Annotated in this window: 10 protein-coding genes and 1 pseudogene; all 11 read left to right on the forward strand. The window is 44.2% G+C overall.

Annotated elements, in window-relative coordinates:
- Nucleotides 1-9: 9 nt before the first annotated feature.
- The 11 genes and pseudogenes from ACR9Y8_RS19910 (at nucleotide 10) to ACR9Y8_RS19960 (ending at nucleotide 19,257) form a co-directional block, all read left to right on the forward strand.
- Nucleotides 10-3,090, forward strand: coding sequence for a cyclic peptide export ABC transporter (locus ACR9Y8_RS19910; RefSeq protein ID WP_481215001.1), 3,081 nt, complete (start codon nucleotides 10-12; stop codon nucleotides 3,088-3,090).
- Nucleotides 3,091-3,124: 34 nt separating this feature from the next.
- Nucleotides 3,125-4,633 (forward strand): serine hydrolase, encoded by a 1,509-nt coding sequence (locus ACR9Y8_RS19915; RefSeq protein ID WP_481215002.1) that lies wholly within the window; start codon nucleotides 3,125-3,127, stop codon nucleotides 4,631-4,633.
- Nucleotides 4,634-4,638: 5 nt separating this feature from the next.
- Nucleotides 4,639-5,391 (forward strand): aspartate/glutamate racemase family protein, encoded by a 753-nt coding sequence (locus ACR9Y8_RS19920; protein WP_481215003.1) that lies wholly within the window; start codon nucleotides 4,639-4,641, stop codon nucleotides 5,389-5,391.
- Between the two features lie 12 nt (nucleotides 5,392-5,403).
- A complete protein-coding gene (locus ACR9Y8_RS19925) occupies nucleotides 5,404-6,354 on the forward strand; it encodes a cupin-like domain-containing protein (protein WP_481215004.1) in 951 nt (316 codons plus the stop codon).
- A 15-nt stretch (nucleotides 6,355-6,369) separates the two neighbouring features.
- A complete protein-coding gene (locus ACR9Y8_RS19930) occupies nucleotides 6,370-8,850 on the forward strand; it encodes a TonB-dependent receptor (protein ID WP_481215005.1) in 2,481 nt (826 codons plus the stop codon).
- Between the two features lie 10 nt (nucleotides 8,851-8,860).
- Nucleotides 8,861-9,148 (forward strand): hypothetical protein, encoded by a 288-nt coding sequence (locus ACR9Y8_RS19935; protein WP_481215006.1) that lies wholly within the window; start codon nucleotides 8,861-8,863, stop codon nucleotides 9,146-9,148.
- 15 nt (nucleotides 9,149-9,163) lie between these two features.
- Nucleotides 9,164-9,868, forward strand: a complete 705-nt coding sequence (locus tag ACR9Y8_RS19940) for a thioesterase II family protein (protein WP_481215007.1) — start codon at nucleotides 9,164-9,166, stop codon at nucleotides 9,866-9,868.
- 27 nt (nucleotides 9,869-9,895) lie between these two features.
- Complete coding sequence (locus tag ACR9Y8_RS19945) at nucleotides 9,896-16,357, forward strand: amino acid adenylation domain-containing protein (RefSeq protein WP_481215008.1); 6,462 nt, start codon at nucleotides 9,896-9,898, stop codon at nucleotides 16,355-16,357.
- Nucleotides 16,358-16,471: 114 nt separating this feature from the next.
- Nucleotides 16,472-17,215, forward strand: a complete 744-nt coding sequence (locus tag ACR9Y8_RS19950; RefSeq protein ID WP_481215009.1) for a hypothetical protein — start codon at nucleotides 16,472-16,474, stop codon at nucleotides 17,213-17,215.
- An 80-nt stretch (nucleotides 17,216-17,295) separates the two neighbouring features.
- Nucleotides 17,296-18,236, forward strand: a pseudogene (gene sbnA / locus ACR9Y8_RS19955) (2,3-diaminopropionate biosynthesis protein SbnA).
- Nucleotides 18,237-18,279: 43 nt separating this feature from the next.
- The gene (locus ACR9Y8_RS19960) at nucleotides 18,280-19,257 is read left to right on the forward strand and encodes a 2,3-diaminopropionate biosynthesis protein SbnB (protein WP_481215010.1); all 978 of its coding nucleotides are present in this window, start codon (nucleotides 18,280-18,282) and stop codon (nucleotides 19,255-19,257) included.
- Nucleotides 19,258-19,262: the final 5 nt, after the last annotated feature.

Consider the following 19,262-nt stretch of genomic DNA (forward strand, 5'->3'; position numbering starts at 1 on the left):
TGTCGAATGATGCGAACGAACATAGTATTAAGCTTTTGGTGCTCCTTTGCGCTCCTATGCTCATTGAGTTTTCCCGGGCTTGCCCAGACAGGAGATACTGCGACAATATTCAGGGAGATAGACAACCAGGTAAAAGCAGGTATGCGCGAAGGGCATATACCGGGCCTGAGCCTGGTGCTGGTAGATGGTAAGCAACAGTATATCCGTAGTTACGGGTATGCGGATCTGCAGACCCGGCAACCGGTTACAAAAACGACCTTGTTTCAACTTGCTTCCTGCAGTAAGGCGTTTACCGCTATGCTTGCAATGCAACTGGTAAAGGAAGGAGCGTTATCGCTGGATAGTACGATTTCCAGCTATCTTCCCTGGTTTAAAATGAAGTATAAGGACAGTGTCGCAGCTATCACGGTGAGGCAGCTCCTGCACCATACCAGCGGAATCCCCTGGCAGAGCATAGATGTTATTTCCGAAAGCAACCGGAAGGATGCACTTGAAGAAAGCGTGAAGAAATTAATGAACCTGCCACTTCACCATTTGCCCGGCAAAAAGTATGAATACGCAACCATTAACTATGATGTCCTTGCGCTGATCATTGAAAAGGTTAGCGGGCAGCCGTTCGAGGATTATATAACCGGGCATTTACTGGCGCCGATGGGTATGACAAATACAACAATCGGTTTGCCATCGGACAGCAGCATGATGTCAAAGGGATATAAAATCGGTTTTTTTAGTGCAAAAGAGTACCAGGCCCCGGTATACAAAGCGAATAACGCGGCAGGATATATCATCTCTAACGCGGTGGATATAGCTCAATGGATAGCACTGCAGACAGGGCAGACACAGAACCGTTTTTCTGAGCTGGTTATGTTGACGCATCAACGGGATGAAGAGGTGCCATTGCATGACATGTCTGCATATGCCATGGGATGGCACGTATTACTGGACGGCAGCTCAAATATCTATCATGATGGGTTAAACCCGAATTTTACCTCTTATATCAATGTGAACAGCAGGAAAGGTTTCGGTTTCGCTGTTCTTGCCAATTCCAATAGCAGTTACACTACGTTAATAGGGCAAAACATTGCTAAGATAATTGGCGCTGAATACCCTTTAAAAGATACATCACAGGTTGATAAATCCGATAGCACTTTTTCAATCCTGGTATACTTAATTGGTTTATATATTCTTGCCGTTTGTCTGTGGACCGGCAGACTGGTTTATAATGTGATCAAAAAGAAAACCAGTTTTGAGCGCTTGCGCGGCGCTGACGTTCTCCGGTTTGCACTTTCAATGGTATGTATCCTGCCTTTTTTGGCAGGGATCTATTTGCTGCCACGTGCAATGGCCGGACTTTCATGGGATACGGCGATTGTATGGATGCCCTTTAGCTTTGCGGTACTTATTAAAATAGCACTGGTGGCCATCGGGGTTACCTATCTGTCCTATTTCATCGGAATGATGTTTCCTGATAAAGACCAGTTAAAGAAACGATTGCCCCAGATCATATTAATGAGCATCATATCCGGTTTCGCCAATATGCTCATCATCGTTTTCATTACGTCCTCTATTGGAAATGACAGCCAGTGGGGATACCTTTTATTTTACTATTCACTGACCTGCCTTTTGTACATATTTGGGAGAAGATTTGTTCAGACCAGCCTTGTGAAGATTACACGTAATGTGGTGTCTACGTTGCAAACAAGGATCATCGAAAAGCTTTTCTCTTCCAGGTATCAGCACTTTGAGAAAATGGACAAGGGAAAGACCTACACCGTACTTAATGATAATGTGAACACGGTTGGTGAATCCACTAATATGCTTGTTATGCTTATCACCAGCACTTTTACGGCAATAGGGGCTTTCGCCTACCTGGCAACAATTGCTTTTTGGGCAACTGTTTTAACAATACTGCTGGTAATTACCGTTACAGCTATTTTTTATGTTGTCAGTAAGACTACGAACAAGTACTACGAAAGGGCCTGGAATCTGCGTAATCAATTTATGAATCACATCAATGGCTTGGTAGATGGATTTAAGGAGATCAGCCTGCACCGGAATAAAAAGCTGGAATACAAGGCAGATGTGGATGATACGGTGATGAGCTATAAGAAAAGCATGATAACCGCGAATGTCAGATTTATCAATGCCAGTATGATTGGAGAATCGTTATTGGTGCTGTTGCTGGGAACGGTAGTTTTTGCCATCCCGAAAATATTCCCGGCTGTGTATGCAAGTACGATCATGAGCTTTGTAATTATTCTTTTGTACCTGATGAAACCCATCAATGAATTGTTAAGCTCAGTTCCGGTAATAATGCAGTTAAGGATAGCCTGGGGACGTATCCAGGACTTTTTGAAAGATATACCGGCGACCATTGATCTCAGCCAGGCGCTGCCACCGCTGGAGCCTGCAGTCAAAAACATTAAAATCAGGGGTGTCCGGTTTAAACATAAGGGCAAGACCGAGCGGGAGCTTTTTGAGATCGGCCCTATAGACCTGGAGGTAAAAGCAGGAGAAGTGCTTTTTATTATTGGTGGAAATGGCAGTGGCAAAACTACCCTTGCAAAGTTAATTACCGGCTTATATGTTCCTGATGAGGGTGAAATATTGATTAATAACAAAGTAGTGAGCGGCGCTGTGCTGAGTGAGTATTTTTCAGCTGTATTTAGCCCTGCTTATCTTTTTCAGAAACTATACAATTTAAACATTGAACTCAAGGCCGGTGAAATAGAACGGTATTTGAGAATTCTGGAGCTGGACAGCAAAGTTGAAATTTCCGAAAACAAGTATAGTACCATCGAGTTGTCAAGCGGACAACGCAAACGGCTGGCGTTGTTGCAATGTTTCCTTGAAGACTCTCCCATTTATCTATTTGATGAGTGGGCAGCAGACCAGGACCCCGCATATCGTAGTTTCTTCTATAGAGTGCTCTTGCCGGAAATGCAGAAAAAGGGAAAGATCGTCATCGCAATCACCCATGATGACAATTATTTTGATGTAGCTACAAAGATCTTTAAGATGAAAAACGGCCGGCTTGAGGAATATAAAAACATCCCTGGTACCGCGGATCTGATTGGTAGTATTGCCTGAGGGCGGCTTTTTCAAATACAACAATATTTGTTTTATGCATTACTGTTCAAATAAATCTTTTGAAAGCCGGTCCGGCATGCTTAGTAGATCTTTTTCTTTGCTGGTGCTGATGCTTTTATCTTTATCGCTGCCGGTACAATGGAGCTACGCTCAGCAGCCACGTTCGTTTATGGTAAACGGACGGCAGGTAGCGGTTGAAAAGCTGGATCGGGAGATTCACAAGATGATTACAGAAACCGGAGTGCCCGGTTTATCCCTGGCGGTGATTAATGCGGGCAAAGTCGTCTATTTTAATGTTTATGGCGAAAAGATTGTTCAGGGGAGCCAGCAGGCAGACAAGGGAACTATATTTGAAGCGTGTTCGCTGTCCAAGAGCTTTCTTGTATTTGCTGCAATGCAGCTGGCTGACAGAAAATTGCTGGATCTCGATAAACCCTTGCATGAGTATTTGCCTTACCCCGCCCTGGCGCACGACCCCAGATACAAGCTTGTGACAGCTCGCATGATATTGGGGCATTCTTCCGGTATAGAAAATTATAAACGGGAGAATAACCCTGACCTGCTGGAAATTAAAAATGATCCGGGAAAGGAGTTTATATATTCAAGTGCCGGGTATGTATACCTGGGTAATGTGCTTGGGTCGATACTTAAGCAAACAGATTCAGCTTACCTGAATGACCTGGTTTTTTCCCCTTTGCACCTGCAGCGGACTTTCAGCAAGTATGCGAAAGGTGGAAATTATCCTGTTAACTATGCAATAGGATATGACGCTTTGGGTACTCCTGTTAAGAAATGGAAGAATGATTCTGTTGTAGTATCCGGCGGGATTCATACCACCGCAAGAGATTATGCCTCGCTGATAGCAGCGATTTTTGACGGCAAGCATCTTTCAAAAGATCGTATAAAGGATATTGTTTCCCCTGTCATTAAGCTGGACGAGAATAACAATGCACTTTTCTGGGGAGCCGGTTTTGGCCTGGAAATGACGGAACAGGATACGATTATCTTTCAAAACGGTGTTCATGATGGGTTCAGGTCCTGGGTTTACTATTCTGTTCCGAAAAAGTGCGGTGTAGCCTTTTTCTCAAATAGTAGTCTTGGAATGTCCCTTTTGAAAGGCCTGAATGCTATGCTGGTTCGTCTCAATATTGACGCCTTGATGGATGACAGTGATTTTCCATCCTATCCAAGTCCTATACTTAGCTACCTGAAATTGTTCCGCGAAAACAGGAAAGATGAGATCCTGGAGCGTATGTCGCAATTAAATGCTGAGGAAGACAGCAATGCCAGCTATCAGCTGCTGGAAAAGTTTGCCTGGACAGTTTATCCGAAAGACAAAGATTTTACAAAGGCGGTAATGCTTGAGAACCTGCAGTTGCACCCAAGTAAGCCAGAAGCTTATTATTCCCTTGGCAAATTTTACCTGGACGGGAAAGACTACCAGGCTGCGCTAGAGGCATTTGTTAAAGGGAAATCGATAGGTGGGGCCAATGCTGAATTGGAAGATCTCATCTCTCAGTGTAAAGCAAACCTGCATAATTAATGGCTATGCAATCAATAAACAGTCGAATCATTGGGATAGTAGGCGGGATGGGACCGCAATCCGGTATTTATCTTAATAACAGGATTGTATGCCAGACGAAGGCAGAGACCGATCAGCAACATTTATCCACGATCCTTATGTCGTTTCCGGGTGAGATCGGTGACCGGACGATGTTCCTGGAGGGGCGCCTGGAGATGAATCCCGCTTACAGCATCATTCCCATTATTAATAAAATGAAAGGCGCCGGAGCGACCGTGATCGGAATGGCGTGCAACACGGCGCATTCCCCTGAGATATTTGACATTATCTCTGCGTCCCAGGAAGAAGAGGTGAAGCTGTTGAACATGCCAAGGGAAACATGTGAATATATCAGCGAAAGGTTTAAGCATGTTAAAAAAGTGGGAGTACTGGCTACCAATGGTACCTGTAAATCAGGTATATATAAAAAGACCTTGCTGAGCATGGGCTTTGAAGTGATTGATGTAGACCCTGAATTCCAGGAGTCGGTTATTCATGAAATGGTATATCATCCCCGTTTCGGGATAAAGGCGAATTCGAAAATTACGGAGGAAGTCAAACAGCTTTTGGACGAAGCGTTGTCCTATTTCGCAGGAAGAAGGGCGGACGCTGTTATCCTGGGTTGCACCGAATTTTCGTTGCTGGAAATGGAAAGGCAAGCCAGGGGAATGGTGATAGTAGATTCAACCGATGCTTTTGCACAAGCCTTGATAAGGGAGGCCACAAAAAAAGATGCGTAAAAAATGACGTTTATGGAAAATATAAAAGTTGACAAGGAAATGAATGAGGTGTGCGATCGGTTCTTTTCGATCATACCTGGTTTCAAAGATGCTGGCGCTGTGCCGGTCTTGCAAGCTGAAAGCTTAACACAGCAGGATTTTCTTGAGAATTGGGTGGCTTTGAATAAGCCTTGCCTTGTAAAGGGCGCGGTGAAACATTGGCCTGCTGTAACGCGGTGGAAAGAAAAGCAATACTGGATTGATAACTGCGATAACTTTAAAATTAATGTATATCCGCATAACAACTTTAATAGTCACGAACATCAGAACAAAGACCGTGAAGAAATGAATTTTCATGATGCGATAGACCGCTTATTTGAGAACCGTGACCATGTGTTCAGTTTACCTTCCGAGCCTATATCTAATGGTGGGCGGTTTAAAAGCATACTGCCGGATCTTGGTAAGTTTAATTTCCTGGACCCTTCGCTAAAGCCTCGGTTATATTCACAGCGCAGGTTTTTCATATACCGGCGGGCGGCAACAGCCTGGCATTACCATGACGCTGATGAAACGCTGATGTGCCAGGTCAATGGAAATAAGCGGGTTGCACTATTACCTCCCCGCCTGAGAAAAAGTGCATATATCACTGAATTTTTAAGGCAAGAGAAACATATACAGGGTGAAGTGCTGAACCCATCCCTGAAAATTCAATCATTCGTGGTTGACGTAATGGAAGGGGACGCACTCTATATTCCGCCCTATTGGCATCATGGAGTAGTACCTACTGACCCGGGGATTGGGTTTACTTTGGCGTATTGCTGGGCGAGCCCTATTCATATTCTGGGTGATTTTTCAAATTATTTTGTACGGAGCCTGTTTATCAAGGGGCTTTGGCCGATCAGAAAAATCTCATTTGTGCTTCCTTTTATAGCATTCTATGCAGGCTGTTCAAATCTTTTCAGAAAAGTCAAAACCTTCATATAACTAAAATTATTACTAATGAAACTTGTAGCCTTTTTTCTTAAACTGGGTTTGGCAACTTTGCTATTGCTTATCATTGCCAATAGCGCGTTTTCCCAGGGCGCCATCAGTGGCACCGTTTATGATGTACAAAAGAACGCGCTACCGCTATGTACGATTCAGCTTACAAAGGCAGCCGATTCGGCTGTGGTGAAAGCCGGAAAAGCGGATCTGCTGGGGCACTTTATGATCCAGGATGTGCCTTCAGGCAATTACCGGATCGTTGTCAGCATGATGGGGTTTAAAACTAAATTCATTGACGGGATCACCATTGATGCTTCACATAGTAGCGTCAATCTGGGGGATCTGCAGGTTGAAATGGCAACAAAGGAACTGGCACAGGTAGTGGTTGTTTCAAAGAAAAACCTCATCGAGCAACGGATTGATAGAACCATCGTAAATGTGGAGAACAGTATTCTGGCCGGCGGAAGCACGGCGCTGGAAATACTGGAGAAAGCTCCGGGGGTGGTTGTTGATCACCAGAGCGACCAGATAAGGCTGAATAATAAGAGCGGTGTGACCGTTATGATAGACGGGCGCAAGTCCTTCCTTTCCAGTGCGGATTTAGCTAATTTGCTTAAAGGGATGAGCAGCGATCAGATTGGCACCATTGAAATTATTTCCAATCCATCTTCAAAGTATGATGCTTCCGGAAACGCCGGTATTATTGATATAAAGCTCAAGAAAAGTAAGTACTATGGTACTAATGGAAGCATTTCCGCTAATATAGGGAATGGCATAGTGCCCTACGGAGACAACGATCTTTTCAGAGAGTCTGTGAACCTGAACCTTAATAGCAGGACAGAGCGATTCAACATTTTTGGGAATTTTTACCAGAACAGGACCGGGGATTATAATCAGACCCAGCTGGAACGAACTGTCCTTTCAGGATCTTCTGAGAGCAGATTGAGCCAGTTTATTACCTCTCCCAGGATAGGCACCGGGCTCTCCGCCAGGCTTGGAGCGGATTATTCGCTTAACAGCAAAACGACGATTGGTGTGTTATTGGAGGGAAATAAGGCGAATGATGATATTAAAGGGTTCAGTGATATCACTGTCCGCAGTTTCGACATGCTGAAGGATAGCTCCGGCAACGCTTTGCAGCATTCGATGATTCGTGCGCCGCGCCACGACCTTACGGCGAACTTTAATATAAAGCACGACCTGGCCAAACCAGGGGAAAGTTTAAGCTTTGATGCTACTTATTCCGGGTTCAGGAACAAAAGAGACCAGGATTTTAACACCAGTTATTTTGACAGCTCCGGAAAGCCCGACAATACCGTTGTGCAGCGGAATTTTACTAAGTCAGACATTGACATCTTTACGAGCAGAATAGATTTGACGCTATTGTTTAAAAACGAGCTTAGATTTGAAACCGGATTAAAGCAGGATTACGTAAGGACGGAGAATAACTATAATTTTCAAAGGCTTGATGCTGGGGAATGGGTAAATATTGCCGGACAATCCAATTTATTTATTTACAAGGAGTATGTTACTGCCGGATATGTAAATTTCTATAAAAAATGGAAAAAGCTGTCCGTACAGGCAGGGCTGCGGGCGGAACAAACTTTTACAAATGGTAATTCTGTAACGGTAGATTCAGTGGTTAAAAGAGATTATCTTTCATTTTTCCCCTCCGTTTTTGTGAGTCACGATATCGATGAGAACAACACACTGCGGTACTCCTACAGCCGGCGTATTGACCGCCCCAACTATCAACAGCTCAATCCTTTTATCTTTTATGAGGACCCGTATACGCTGGATGAGGGAAATCCCTTTCTGAAACCTCAGTTTAGCGATAATTTTGAGTTAAGCTATACTTACAAAGGTAAGGCTACCTTGTCGCTGCGATATTCCAACACTAAAGATTATATCGTACAAATCACAGAGCAGGATAATGCCACCAAAGTGATCACGGCAATAGTGGGAAACCTGGGCACTTATAAAAATTATGCGGCTAATCTTTCTTTCCCGATTACCATCAGTGATTGGTGGATGATGCAGAACCAGTTCAATCTTTATTATAATAAATATGAAGACGGGGATTTGCTGGGCGGCCAATTCAATTCAGGAAAGCTGGCTTATAACCTGAACCTGTATCAATCCTTTAAAATTTCAAGTACCTGGGGTGCAGAATTAAGTTTTGCGTATGTAGCACCCTATGTATATGGAATGGAGCGGACTACCAGGTCCAGGTATGGTATTAATGCCGGTGTCCAGAAATCATTTGCTAACAACAGGGCAAGAATAAAACTCAATGTATCTGATATCTTCCTGAACCAGCAATACACAGGTATTTTAAAGTATCAGAACATCGATATGTCTATATTGAATAAATGGACCAGCCGCAGGGCTGCGCTGACTTTCACCTATAATTTCGGAAAGCAGACTATCAAAGCTTCGAGAGACAGAAGCACGGGAGCTGAAGATCTCAAGAATCGCGTTACTACCAAAGACTAAAATCATCACTATGATACAGATCGGTAATGTGCCTGCAATCAAGGCAGTCAAAAATCATTTGAATGAACTAAAGAACAGAGGCCTCATCCAGGAATGGGAACTTCCTTACGAGGAAATCCTCACCAGGCTTACAGCAGCGGTGTTTTTCCTGAAGCCCGCCGAGGGAGCCCACCTGGAGCATGTTTGGAAAGAGCTGGAATCTCATAACAGGTTCCATTATCAGCCAAACAATGATAACGGCATTTCAAACCTCCCCTGGAGGTTTGAATTTAATAAAGGGTTTGAACTTGGGTCATAGTAAAATGTCAGGCAAATGAGTAAAATAAAGCTTTTCTGCTTCCCCTATGCCGGTGGATCTGCCACCATTTATAATAAATGGAGAAAACATCTCAGGGAGGAAGTGGAGTTAGTTCCGGTTGAACTGCCGGGCAGAGGAAAAAGAATAAGCGACGCATTATATCAAGATATTCCCGGAGCAGTTGAGGACGTATTGCACATTGTAAAGGAGGAAGTAAAACAGTCGCCGTATGTGCTATTCGGGCATAGCATGGGGGCTATGATCTCCTATCATCTGGCCCAAAAGATCCGGGAATCAGACATGTCTCAACCTTCGCATGTTTTTATTTCCGGGAGAGGTGCACCGAGCGTGCGGAGAGCGGATAAAAAGCGGTATAGCCTGATGAATGATGAAGAGTTCCTGGAGGCAGTGATTGAACTGGGCGGAACCTCAGCGGATTTTCTTCAGCATCCCGAATTAGTGGAACTGTTCTTCCCGCTTTTAAGAAATGATTTCCGGCTTTCCGAGTCAGAAGCGTTGGAAGATGTTGTTGTGCCGCTGGAAAGCAATATTACTGTTCTGCTGGGCAAGGATGAAGACCTTACCGCTGAGCAGTGCACGGGTTGGAGAAGGCACACGGGGAAGACCTGCAATATGATCTACTTCAATGGCGGGCATTTTTTTATACATGAAGAAACGGAGAAGATTGCAGCGATCATTAATAACACCTGTTTAGGGTGACGTTTTCGGATTTTAAATAAAACTCGTATGTCTGAGCATCTTGTTGAGATATTTGAAAAGCTTAGCGATCAGGCCGGAAAAGGCATCACATTCATAGAATCGGGTAATGTTGAAGAATTCCTTTCTTACAAAGAGTTGTATCAACAGGCAGTGATGGTCCTTTACAACCTGCAGGAAAGAGGATTGAAGCCCAGGGATGAACTGGTATTCCAGCTCGAGAACAATAAGACATTTATTGTCTGTTTCTGGGCATGTATACTGGGTGGAATCATACCAGTGCCTTTAACAATGGGGCATAATGAAGAGCACAGGAAGAAGTTATTTAAAGTATGGCCTTTCCTGAACAACCCTCACCTGCTGATTGCCGCACAGGATTTTGAAAAGGTGGGCCTATTTGCTGAAGCCAACGGCTTTGGCAAATGGATGATAGAAGCAGCAGGAAGATTGGTAGAAGAGGCCGCATTATTTAATTTTAAAGGGGAAGGGAAGATCGCTCAAATCTGTCCCGGTGATATTGCATTTGTGCAATTTTCCTCGGGTTCTACAGGCAGCCCCAAGGGCGTCACCCTGACTCATAGAAATTTAATAGCTAATGTAGCAGCTATCAGCGAAGCAGCGGCTTACAGTAAGGATGACTCCCTGCTGAGTTGGATGCCGCTTACGCATGATATGGGCCTAATTGGTTTTCATATCAATCCCTTGGTTGTTGGGATTGATCATTATATAATGCCAACCACCTTATTTATCCGCCGGCCTGCTTTATGGCTGGAAAAGGCGAGTGAGCATGGGGTATCCGTTTTGTGCTCTCCGAATTTCGGGTATAATTACCTGTTAAGGAACTGGTCAGGAGAATTTAAAGATTGTGATCTGTCAAAGGTCAGAATTATTTATAATGGTGCAGAGCCCATTTCAATGAGCCTGTGCCGGGAGTTTACCAATACTTTTTCGAGGTTTAATCTGAATGCCCGGGCTATGCGGCCCGTGTATGGCCTGGCTGAGGCCAGTCTGGCGGTGTCTATATCCGATCTGTATGCTGATATCGATTCGGTACGGCTGAACCGGCATCAACTGAAAGTCGGCGATAAAATAGAACTGGATAATAGTGAGGGTGGGGCTTTTTTTGTAAATGTAGGAAAAGCGGTAAGCTTCTGTGAGATGAGAATTACGGATGAGAATGGTAACACGGTTGCCAATGAGGTCGTTGGGCATATTCAAATAAAAGGGGATAATGTAACGGGCGGATATTACAACAACGAAGCCGCCAGCAGTGCAATAAGGGCTGGCAATGGCTGGTTGGATACAGGGGATCTTGGGTTCCTTAAAAATAATGAGTTGTTTATTACTGGCAGGGCAAAGGACATTATTTTCGTAAATGGCTTGAACTATTATCCGCATGATATTGAGAGCATAATAGAAGAGCAACTTTCCATTGGACTGAATAAGACGGTAGTTACAGGTTTCTTTAACGGTAGAACCCAGGAAAATGAAATTGCGGTATTTGTTTTCCACCGGGCTGATTTGGAAAGCTTTGCAGCGACCAGTAAAGCTGTTGAATCGCTTATCCACAAAAAGCTGGGATTGAAGGTTAAATGTGTACTACCGGTTAAATCAATACCAAGAACAACGAGCGGTAAGCTTCAGCGATTTTTATTGCAGGAGCAACTGCAAAATGGCTTATTTGATGAGGTGGAACGCTCGCTGAATGAATTGGTGCGCAAAAGTTCTTTAGCAGCACCGCTTGTTCTACCTGCAAATGATAAGGAGCGGTCTGTTTTACGCATATGGCAGCAAGTACTGAGGCTGGAAGAAATAAGCTGCGCTGCTTCATTTTTCGAAATGGGGGGAAATTCTTTATCTGCTACTATGTTAAGTATGCAGTTTTCGAAGGAATTGAACGTAGAATTTCCCCTGCATGCGCTTTATGAATATCAGACCATCCGGGAGCAGGCTGCGATGCTGGATAGCCTGGAGGTGAGTGCATACAGCCCTATACCGAAAGCCCCCCAAGCCAATAGTTATCCGCTGCTGCCGGCTCAGGAAAGACTTTATTACCTGTGGGAAATAAATAAGTCGTCCACAGCCTATAATATGCCTGTTGTATTTAAAATTACAGGAAGGATCGATGCATTGAGGTTGCAGGATTGCCTGCGCGAAATGATTCAAAGACATGATGTGTTACGATCTTCTTTTGTAATGGAGAAAAGGCCAGTGATCAGGATTCGCGAAGATGTCAATTTTGAATTGAGCTGTTTACCTTTAAACAACGTAGACAATGCAGATGAGCTGTTGCGCGCTTTTATACAGCCCTTTAATTTGAACGAAGACGAATTATTCAGGGTTAAATTATTAGAAAGCCATGCCGGCAGCGCTTACTTATTTTTTGATTTTCACCATATTATTTCAGACGGTATATCGGTTGCTGGTTTGTTGACTGAATTGTTCGGTTTGTATCGGGGGCGCAGCTGTCCTGCACCGGATATTCAATTTGCCGATTTCCTGGTATGGCAGGAACAGTGTAACCAGGATAACCCTGGCGAAAGCGATAGGGATTTTTGGAAGCGCCATTTATCGGGAGACTTACCCTTACTGGCATTACCTGGCGACTATCAACGGCCGCCTTTATTTGAAAGCGCAGGCGGCAAACTGGCCTTTGAATTGCCGGGTGCTGTTGAGGCGAACTTAAGGAGTATGGCGGCTGACAATGGTTGTTCCCTGCATGTGTTGATGCTTTCTATATACAGGATTTTCCTCTCCAAATATTGCGGACAGTATGAGTCCATAATAGGCATTCCCGTTTCAGGGAGAAGCCATCCGGATGTTCAGCAAACGCAGGGTATGTTTGTGAACAACCTTGCTATTAAAAATGACATTCATCCGGACGAGACGTTTACGGCGCTGCTGAGCAGGGAAAGGCAAATCATGGATCAGGCATTGCTGCACCAGGGGTTAAGTTTTAATGAGCTTATTGAAAGTATCGGCCCTCTAACGAGGGATATGAGCAGGAACCATGTTTTTGATACAATGTTTGTATACCAGAACATGGCCTTTCCGGAGCTTGAAACGCCTGAATTGAAACTGGAGCACTATTTTATTGATCCCGGGACCGCTAAATACGACCTTTCCCTGGAAGTAAGAGATCTTCCCGGAGGTTTAAAGTACTACCTGGAATATAATAAGGGATTGTTTGATCCGGCAACTGTCAGCAATATGGGCGGGCATTTCCGGAATTTAATTAACAACATCCTGGAGGGACCGGAAAGGAGCATATCGAGCTTGTCCCTGCTGGACAAGGACAGTATAGCACAATATGGAAAGCCGCTTGAAGGAGAAAAACAACCGGTTCCTGATAATGAGCTGACCATTCACAGGCTCTTTGAAGTGCAGGTTATGAAAACGCCTGATGCCATTTCCATGGACTATAATGGAAAAGTCTATACTTACCGGGAATTAAATGAGATGGCAAATGGGCTGGCCTGGCAGCTAATGAACCGGGGGATCGGAGCAGGAAGCATATCGGCGGTTATACTTGACAGATCGCCTGAGCTTATCATTTCAATACTGGCGATCCTGAAATCCGGCGGCTGCTACCTGCCGATTGATAGCGAATTGCCAGCCGACCGGATTCAATACCTGCTCAATGACAGTAAATGCAGTGCGATATTCAGCAATACCCGCTTGTTGAGTAACCTGGAGGCTGAGAACAAAACCGATCGGGTAATTATTAATATGGACAAGCCCGGGTACCCGCATTCAGCAGCCGCTAACCCGGATAGCATGGTCAAGGGGGATAGCCTGGCTTATATTATATATACTTCCGGAACCACCGGCAGACCAAAGGGCGTAATGATTGAGCATACATCATTGGTCAATTATATCCGCTGGTCGGCTGCTGTTTATGTTGGTAAACAGGTGACTTCTTTTGCGTTGTTCAGTTCTATATCATTTGATTTAACGGTTACCTCCATCTTTACACCACTGATTACGGGAAATAGAATCATCATTTATGAAGATGATCTGTGCTTTGAAAGGATATTTAACGAGTGTAAATCTGACCTTATTAAATTGACCCCCTCGCATCTTAAGCTGATACTGCAGAATGGGGGCAACAGCCTGCGGAAGACAACAAATACTATTAAGAAGTTTATAGTCGGCGGGGAGAACCTGGAAGTTAGAACGGTGAGAGCGTTGGCGGAAAAGCTGGGTAATGAAATTGAAGTTTATAATGAATACGGCCCTACAGAAGCTACAGTAGGATGTATGATCTATAAAGCAGATCCGGACGAAAGGCTGAATGATGTTCCTATTGGAACAGCCATGGAGAATGCGAGGATCTATATCCTGGACGATTTCCTGCAGCCGGTGGCGACAGGTATAGCCGGGGAGATGTATATAGCCGGCCACTGCCTGGCCAGGGGATACTTTGGCATGGAGGAGCTTACGGCCCGGAAATTCCTGCCGGACCCATTCAATCCGGGACTGAAGATGTATAAAACAGGGGATTTAGGCAAGCACCTTGCGAACGGCCATATTGCCTACCTTGGACGGAACGATCAGCAGGTTAAGATAAATGGATACCGCATTGAGCCTGGCGAGATCAGGGAAGCACTGATGAACATGGAGGGTGTTACTGATTGCCTGGTGGCCTGCAGGCTCAATAAGAACGATCAGAAAGTGCTTGTTGCCTATTATGTTACTGCGTCTTCTGCCGAACCGCCTGCTGTCGCTTCCATGAAGCATTTTCTTACTGGTAGGTTACCATATTATATGATACCCTCCTACTTTGTTCAATTGGAGGCAATTCCGCTGACGGTGAATGGGAAGCCAAATATAAATGCGTTGCCAGAGCACTTTGAGGCGTTTGAGGAAACACAAGATGACAAGCCGGAAAATGACATCGAATCTATTTCACTTGAAATCTGGCAGGATGTTCTGGGTAGCCGGAAAATGACCGTCAGTGATAATTTTTTTGATCACGGTGGAGATTCTATAAAAGCCGTTCAGATCGTTTCACGACTGAGAGAGAAAGGAATTTTGATGAATGTAAAGGACCTGCTTTCTTACCATACTATCCGGCAGGTTAGCCTCTATGCGCAGCAGGACCCTTCCATACGTTGTGGCGACGATGCCTTAATTGTGGGCAGCAGACAGCTTACCCCTATAGAACAATGGTTTTTCAGCCAGTCGTTTCAAAATAGTCATTACTATTGCCAGTCTGTTCTGCTGGCATTCAATAGTAAAATAGACATCGCGGCATTGGAGAATGCGCTCCAAATAATAGTGGAACAATACGATGAGCTTCGATTGAACTATAACGGAAAAAATAATGAGTTGTTTTATAACAACGCTCACCTCGAAAATGCGTTTGTCGTTCCCACTTTTGCAGGACTCGCCAGCAATGTCCCCGAAATATGTGAAGGGATAAGAAGGCAAATGGATATCGAACACGGTTTATTGTTCAAAGCTGCTGTGATTAGTATTCCGCAAAGCCAGGAACTGTTATTCCTAACGGCCCATCACCTCGTGGTAGATGGGGTGAGCTGGAGGGAAATACTGAACTCATTATACGAGATCTACCTGTCCGTGACAAACGGAACGCCTGTGCCCAGGCCTGCAAAAACAGCTTCAATGAAAGACTGGAAAGAAAAATTAGCGGAGTATGCCAGCTCTGAAGCGTGTAGAGAAGAAGACGCCTATTGGACCAGCGTGGATCAACAAGCCTTTAGCATTCCTGTGGATTTTCCGGCAGCAGAACAAGACTGGCGCGCATTACATTCAGCAAAAGTTGTGAGGAATTTAAGCCGGCATGAAACAGCGGCATGCATTCAGGAGCTAAGATCAAAGTATCGGGCAGATATGCAAGTTCTATTGACAACTGCATTGGCCTGTACGCTGGAAGACTGGACCGGGCAGGATACGTTTGTGATAGAATTCGAAAATCATGGCCGCCACCTGGAAGATATTGATGTGTCCCGGACGGTAGGGTGGTTTACTGCCATGTACCCGGTAGAGATAACGCTGCCGGATGCGGTTATAACAGCACAAATAAAATCTATTAAGGAACAAATCAAGCGTGTTCCTAACAAAGGGATTGGGTATGGCGTCAGGAAGCATTGTGGAGGAACATCGCAATCTTCGCCTGGCGGCATGGCAGAAATACGATTCAATTACCTGGGAGAATTTGACAGGGAATTGAACAATAATTTGTACTCCTTCAGCAATTTACCCATTGGTCCGGAGACAGCCGGGGAAAACCATATGACTGCCAGGCTGGAACTTAATTGCATGGTTGTTTCAGGTGAATTTAATCTGGAGATCATTTTCAACCAAACGGTTCATAAAGCAACCACTATTCATCATTTTGCCGATAAGTTTATTGAGCATATCCGCAGGATATTAGCTCATATGTCTGAGGAAACAGAGACACATTTTACCCCATCCGACTTCAGCGGGGTCTTACTTAACCAGGAAGAACTGGATCTACTCTTTTAATCCAATCGTCTACAAGTTTATCATTACAATAATCGTCGTTATGGCCGGGCTATGCCCGGTCCAAAATGGCGAAAGGAAAATCTTTTGCCCAAAATTTCTTTAAAAAATAAACACATGGAAAGAATAATAAAAAACCCAATGGTACTTCCCGTTAGCGAGATGGATGAGTTTATCGACGCGTTTCGCAATGACTGCTACGAAATTGTCACTTTGGACCCGGTTGCCGAGGTTATGCCTGAGTCTATGATTGAAAAATACAAAGATGCCAAAACTCACCAGCAAATATTGGGTGACCGGGAGGCTTCATTACGGGTGTATGCTATAAAATATACAGACAATAAGGGCAATAACATTTTGTTCCCGATCGGGATTTATGGAGTAAGCCCTAATAAGAAAGTACGTTTCCCCTTGCTGGTGAATGGTTTTTGGCAGGCTATACTGATGGCTTCCAAAGAGGCATTCAGCCAGTTTTGCAACCAGGATATTGACGCCTATTTTCTCCGGTTCATCGAAATGAAAAGAAAATTCATGCTCACTGTTTTTGACTATTTCAAAAATGTGGATCCGGAGTTTAATGCAGTGATGGCATGGCCCGCCCGTGGCGAAAAAAGTAACACCCGCAAGGTGGCTGAGCAACTGGGGTTTTATCGGTCTGATGAAGGAAAGATGGAGCTTTACAGCAGGGAAGAGTTGACTGGAAACAGGCTGACATCTTTATCTGATTGTTTATTGAGGTGGGGGATATTGATAGACGATCGGGAACAGTATAAGGTTAATGTGAATTACCCTGAAGATAAGATCAAGTACCTGATCCAGGGACTTGTTGGAATTCAGGTTCCTCATACCATCTGCAGCTAAGCCTTCTTCATAATTTTCTGAAATATCAATGGTTTTTTATGCTTGCATCCAATATTCTTGAAAATGTGGGAAATACCCCCATGATCTCTATCAGGCCATTTGGCACAAAACGGATTAAGGTTTTTGCAAAACTGGAATCCTGCAATCCAACCGGAAGTGTGAAAGACAGGGCGGCGTCTTATATTCTGAATAAGCTGCTTACCGATAAAATAATAAACAGGAATACCACCATTATTGAATCCACATCCGGCAATTTTGGAGTGGCACTGTCTGCCTACTGTAAGTATTTGAATTTAAGATTTATTGCTGTAGTTGATCCACACATCTCCAGGATGAACGAAATGCTGATCCGTGCTAATGGCGCCAGGATCATCAAAGTAACAATACCGGATCTATACGGTGGTTATCTTTTGAACAGGATTGCGCAGGTGCAGGAACTGCAGGAGCAGATCAAAAATTCGTATTGGGTCAATCAATATGAAAATCCGCTCAACGCGATGGCATATTATCATTCTCTTGGAAGGGAGATGATCAACGAAATTGAACGGATTGACTATGTCTTTCTGGGAATTAGTTCGGGGGGCACTATTACCGGTGTATCCCAAAGGATTAAAAGAAGTTTCCCGGATGCCCAGGTAATCGCTGTAGATATAGAGGGGTCGCGGATATTTACCGGACAGGCAAAAAAAGGTACATACCCGGAATTGGCTCGAGCATGGTGCCGGAAATCATTAAGCAGGCAAAAATTGACGACTATGTTCTTGTAAGCGAAGCTGCAACTATAAATGGCTGCCATGAACTGCTTGAAAAACATAGTGTATTTGCCGGTGGATCCTCCGGTTCTGTGCTGGCGGGTATAAAGCAATACTTTAAAGACCGTGAACTGAGCGAGGAGGTCAACGTTGCCTGTGTCTTTCCTGACAGGGGAGAGCGATATTTCGATACCGTCTACAACGAGGAGTGGGCACGTAAAATAATGGAAATGCAGAAAGAAGCGCAAGCGGTGCTGGAGGGAAAATAGTCATCTAAGTAATATAAACTTAATATACCCGAAAATAAAGGTTATGATAATACTGAACGAACAAGAAATTCATGACATTGGAATTAACTGGACGGAAACAATTGCTGTTATTGAGAATGCAGTTGTACAAATGGGCAAGGGGGATTTTTCGCAACCGGTAAAGCCGTATCTCCGTTTTAAGAACCCTAAAAACAGGATTATAGCCATGCCCGCCTATATCGGAGGAGATATTGATATGGCGGGTATCAAATGGATTGCCAGTTTTCCTAACAATATCGGTATGGGTAAACCCCGGGCTCATAGTGTAGTGATCCTCAATGATAGTGAGACAGGAGAGCCTTTAAGTATCATCCCCACTGCGTTGTTGAGTGTTATCCGGACGGTGTCTGTAACGGGTTTGGTAATAAAGTATTTTTTAGCATCGCGGCCCCTGGAGAAAATAAAAATAGGCATTACCGGCTTCGGGCCTATCGGGCAATATCATTTAAGCATGTGCCTGGCCTTGCTGGGGGACAAGATAGAAAAGGTTAAACTATTTGATCTGCGTGATATACCCTCTGCCTTAGTGCCGGAAGATAAGCAGGTTGAAATAGTGGATAGCTGGCAGGAGGCATACCAGGATGCGGATATTTTCATCACCTGTACAGTGTCCGAAAAACCGTATATCGATTTAAAGCCAAAGAAAGGCTCATTACATGCCAATATATCCCTTAGAGATTACAAAACCATGGTTTATGACTGGTTTAAAGGCAGCATCATCGTGGACAATTGGGAAGAGATCTGCAGAGAAAAAACAGATATTGAAATGATGCATTTAGAGAAGGGGTTGCAGGAAATTCACACACAATCGATTATTGACCTTGTTACCGGTAACTGTATTGACCAGTATCCCGCGGATGCTGCCGTGATGTTCAATCCAATGGGAATGGCAGTGTTTGATATAGCTGTGGGAGCCTATTACCACAGTTTGATAAAAGCGAACCGCTGCGAAGCGAGGGGCTATGTTGAAGCTAATAATTAATTGAT

The organism is Chitinophaga sp. SVR4-12A (assembly GCF_056754765.1).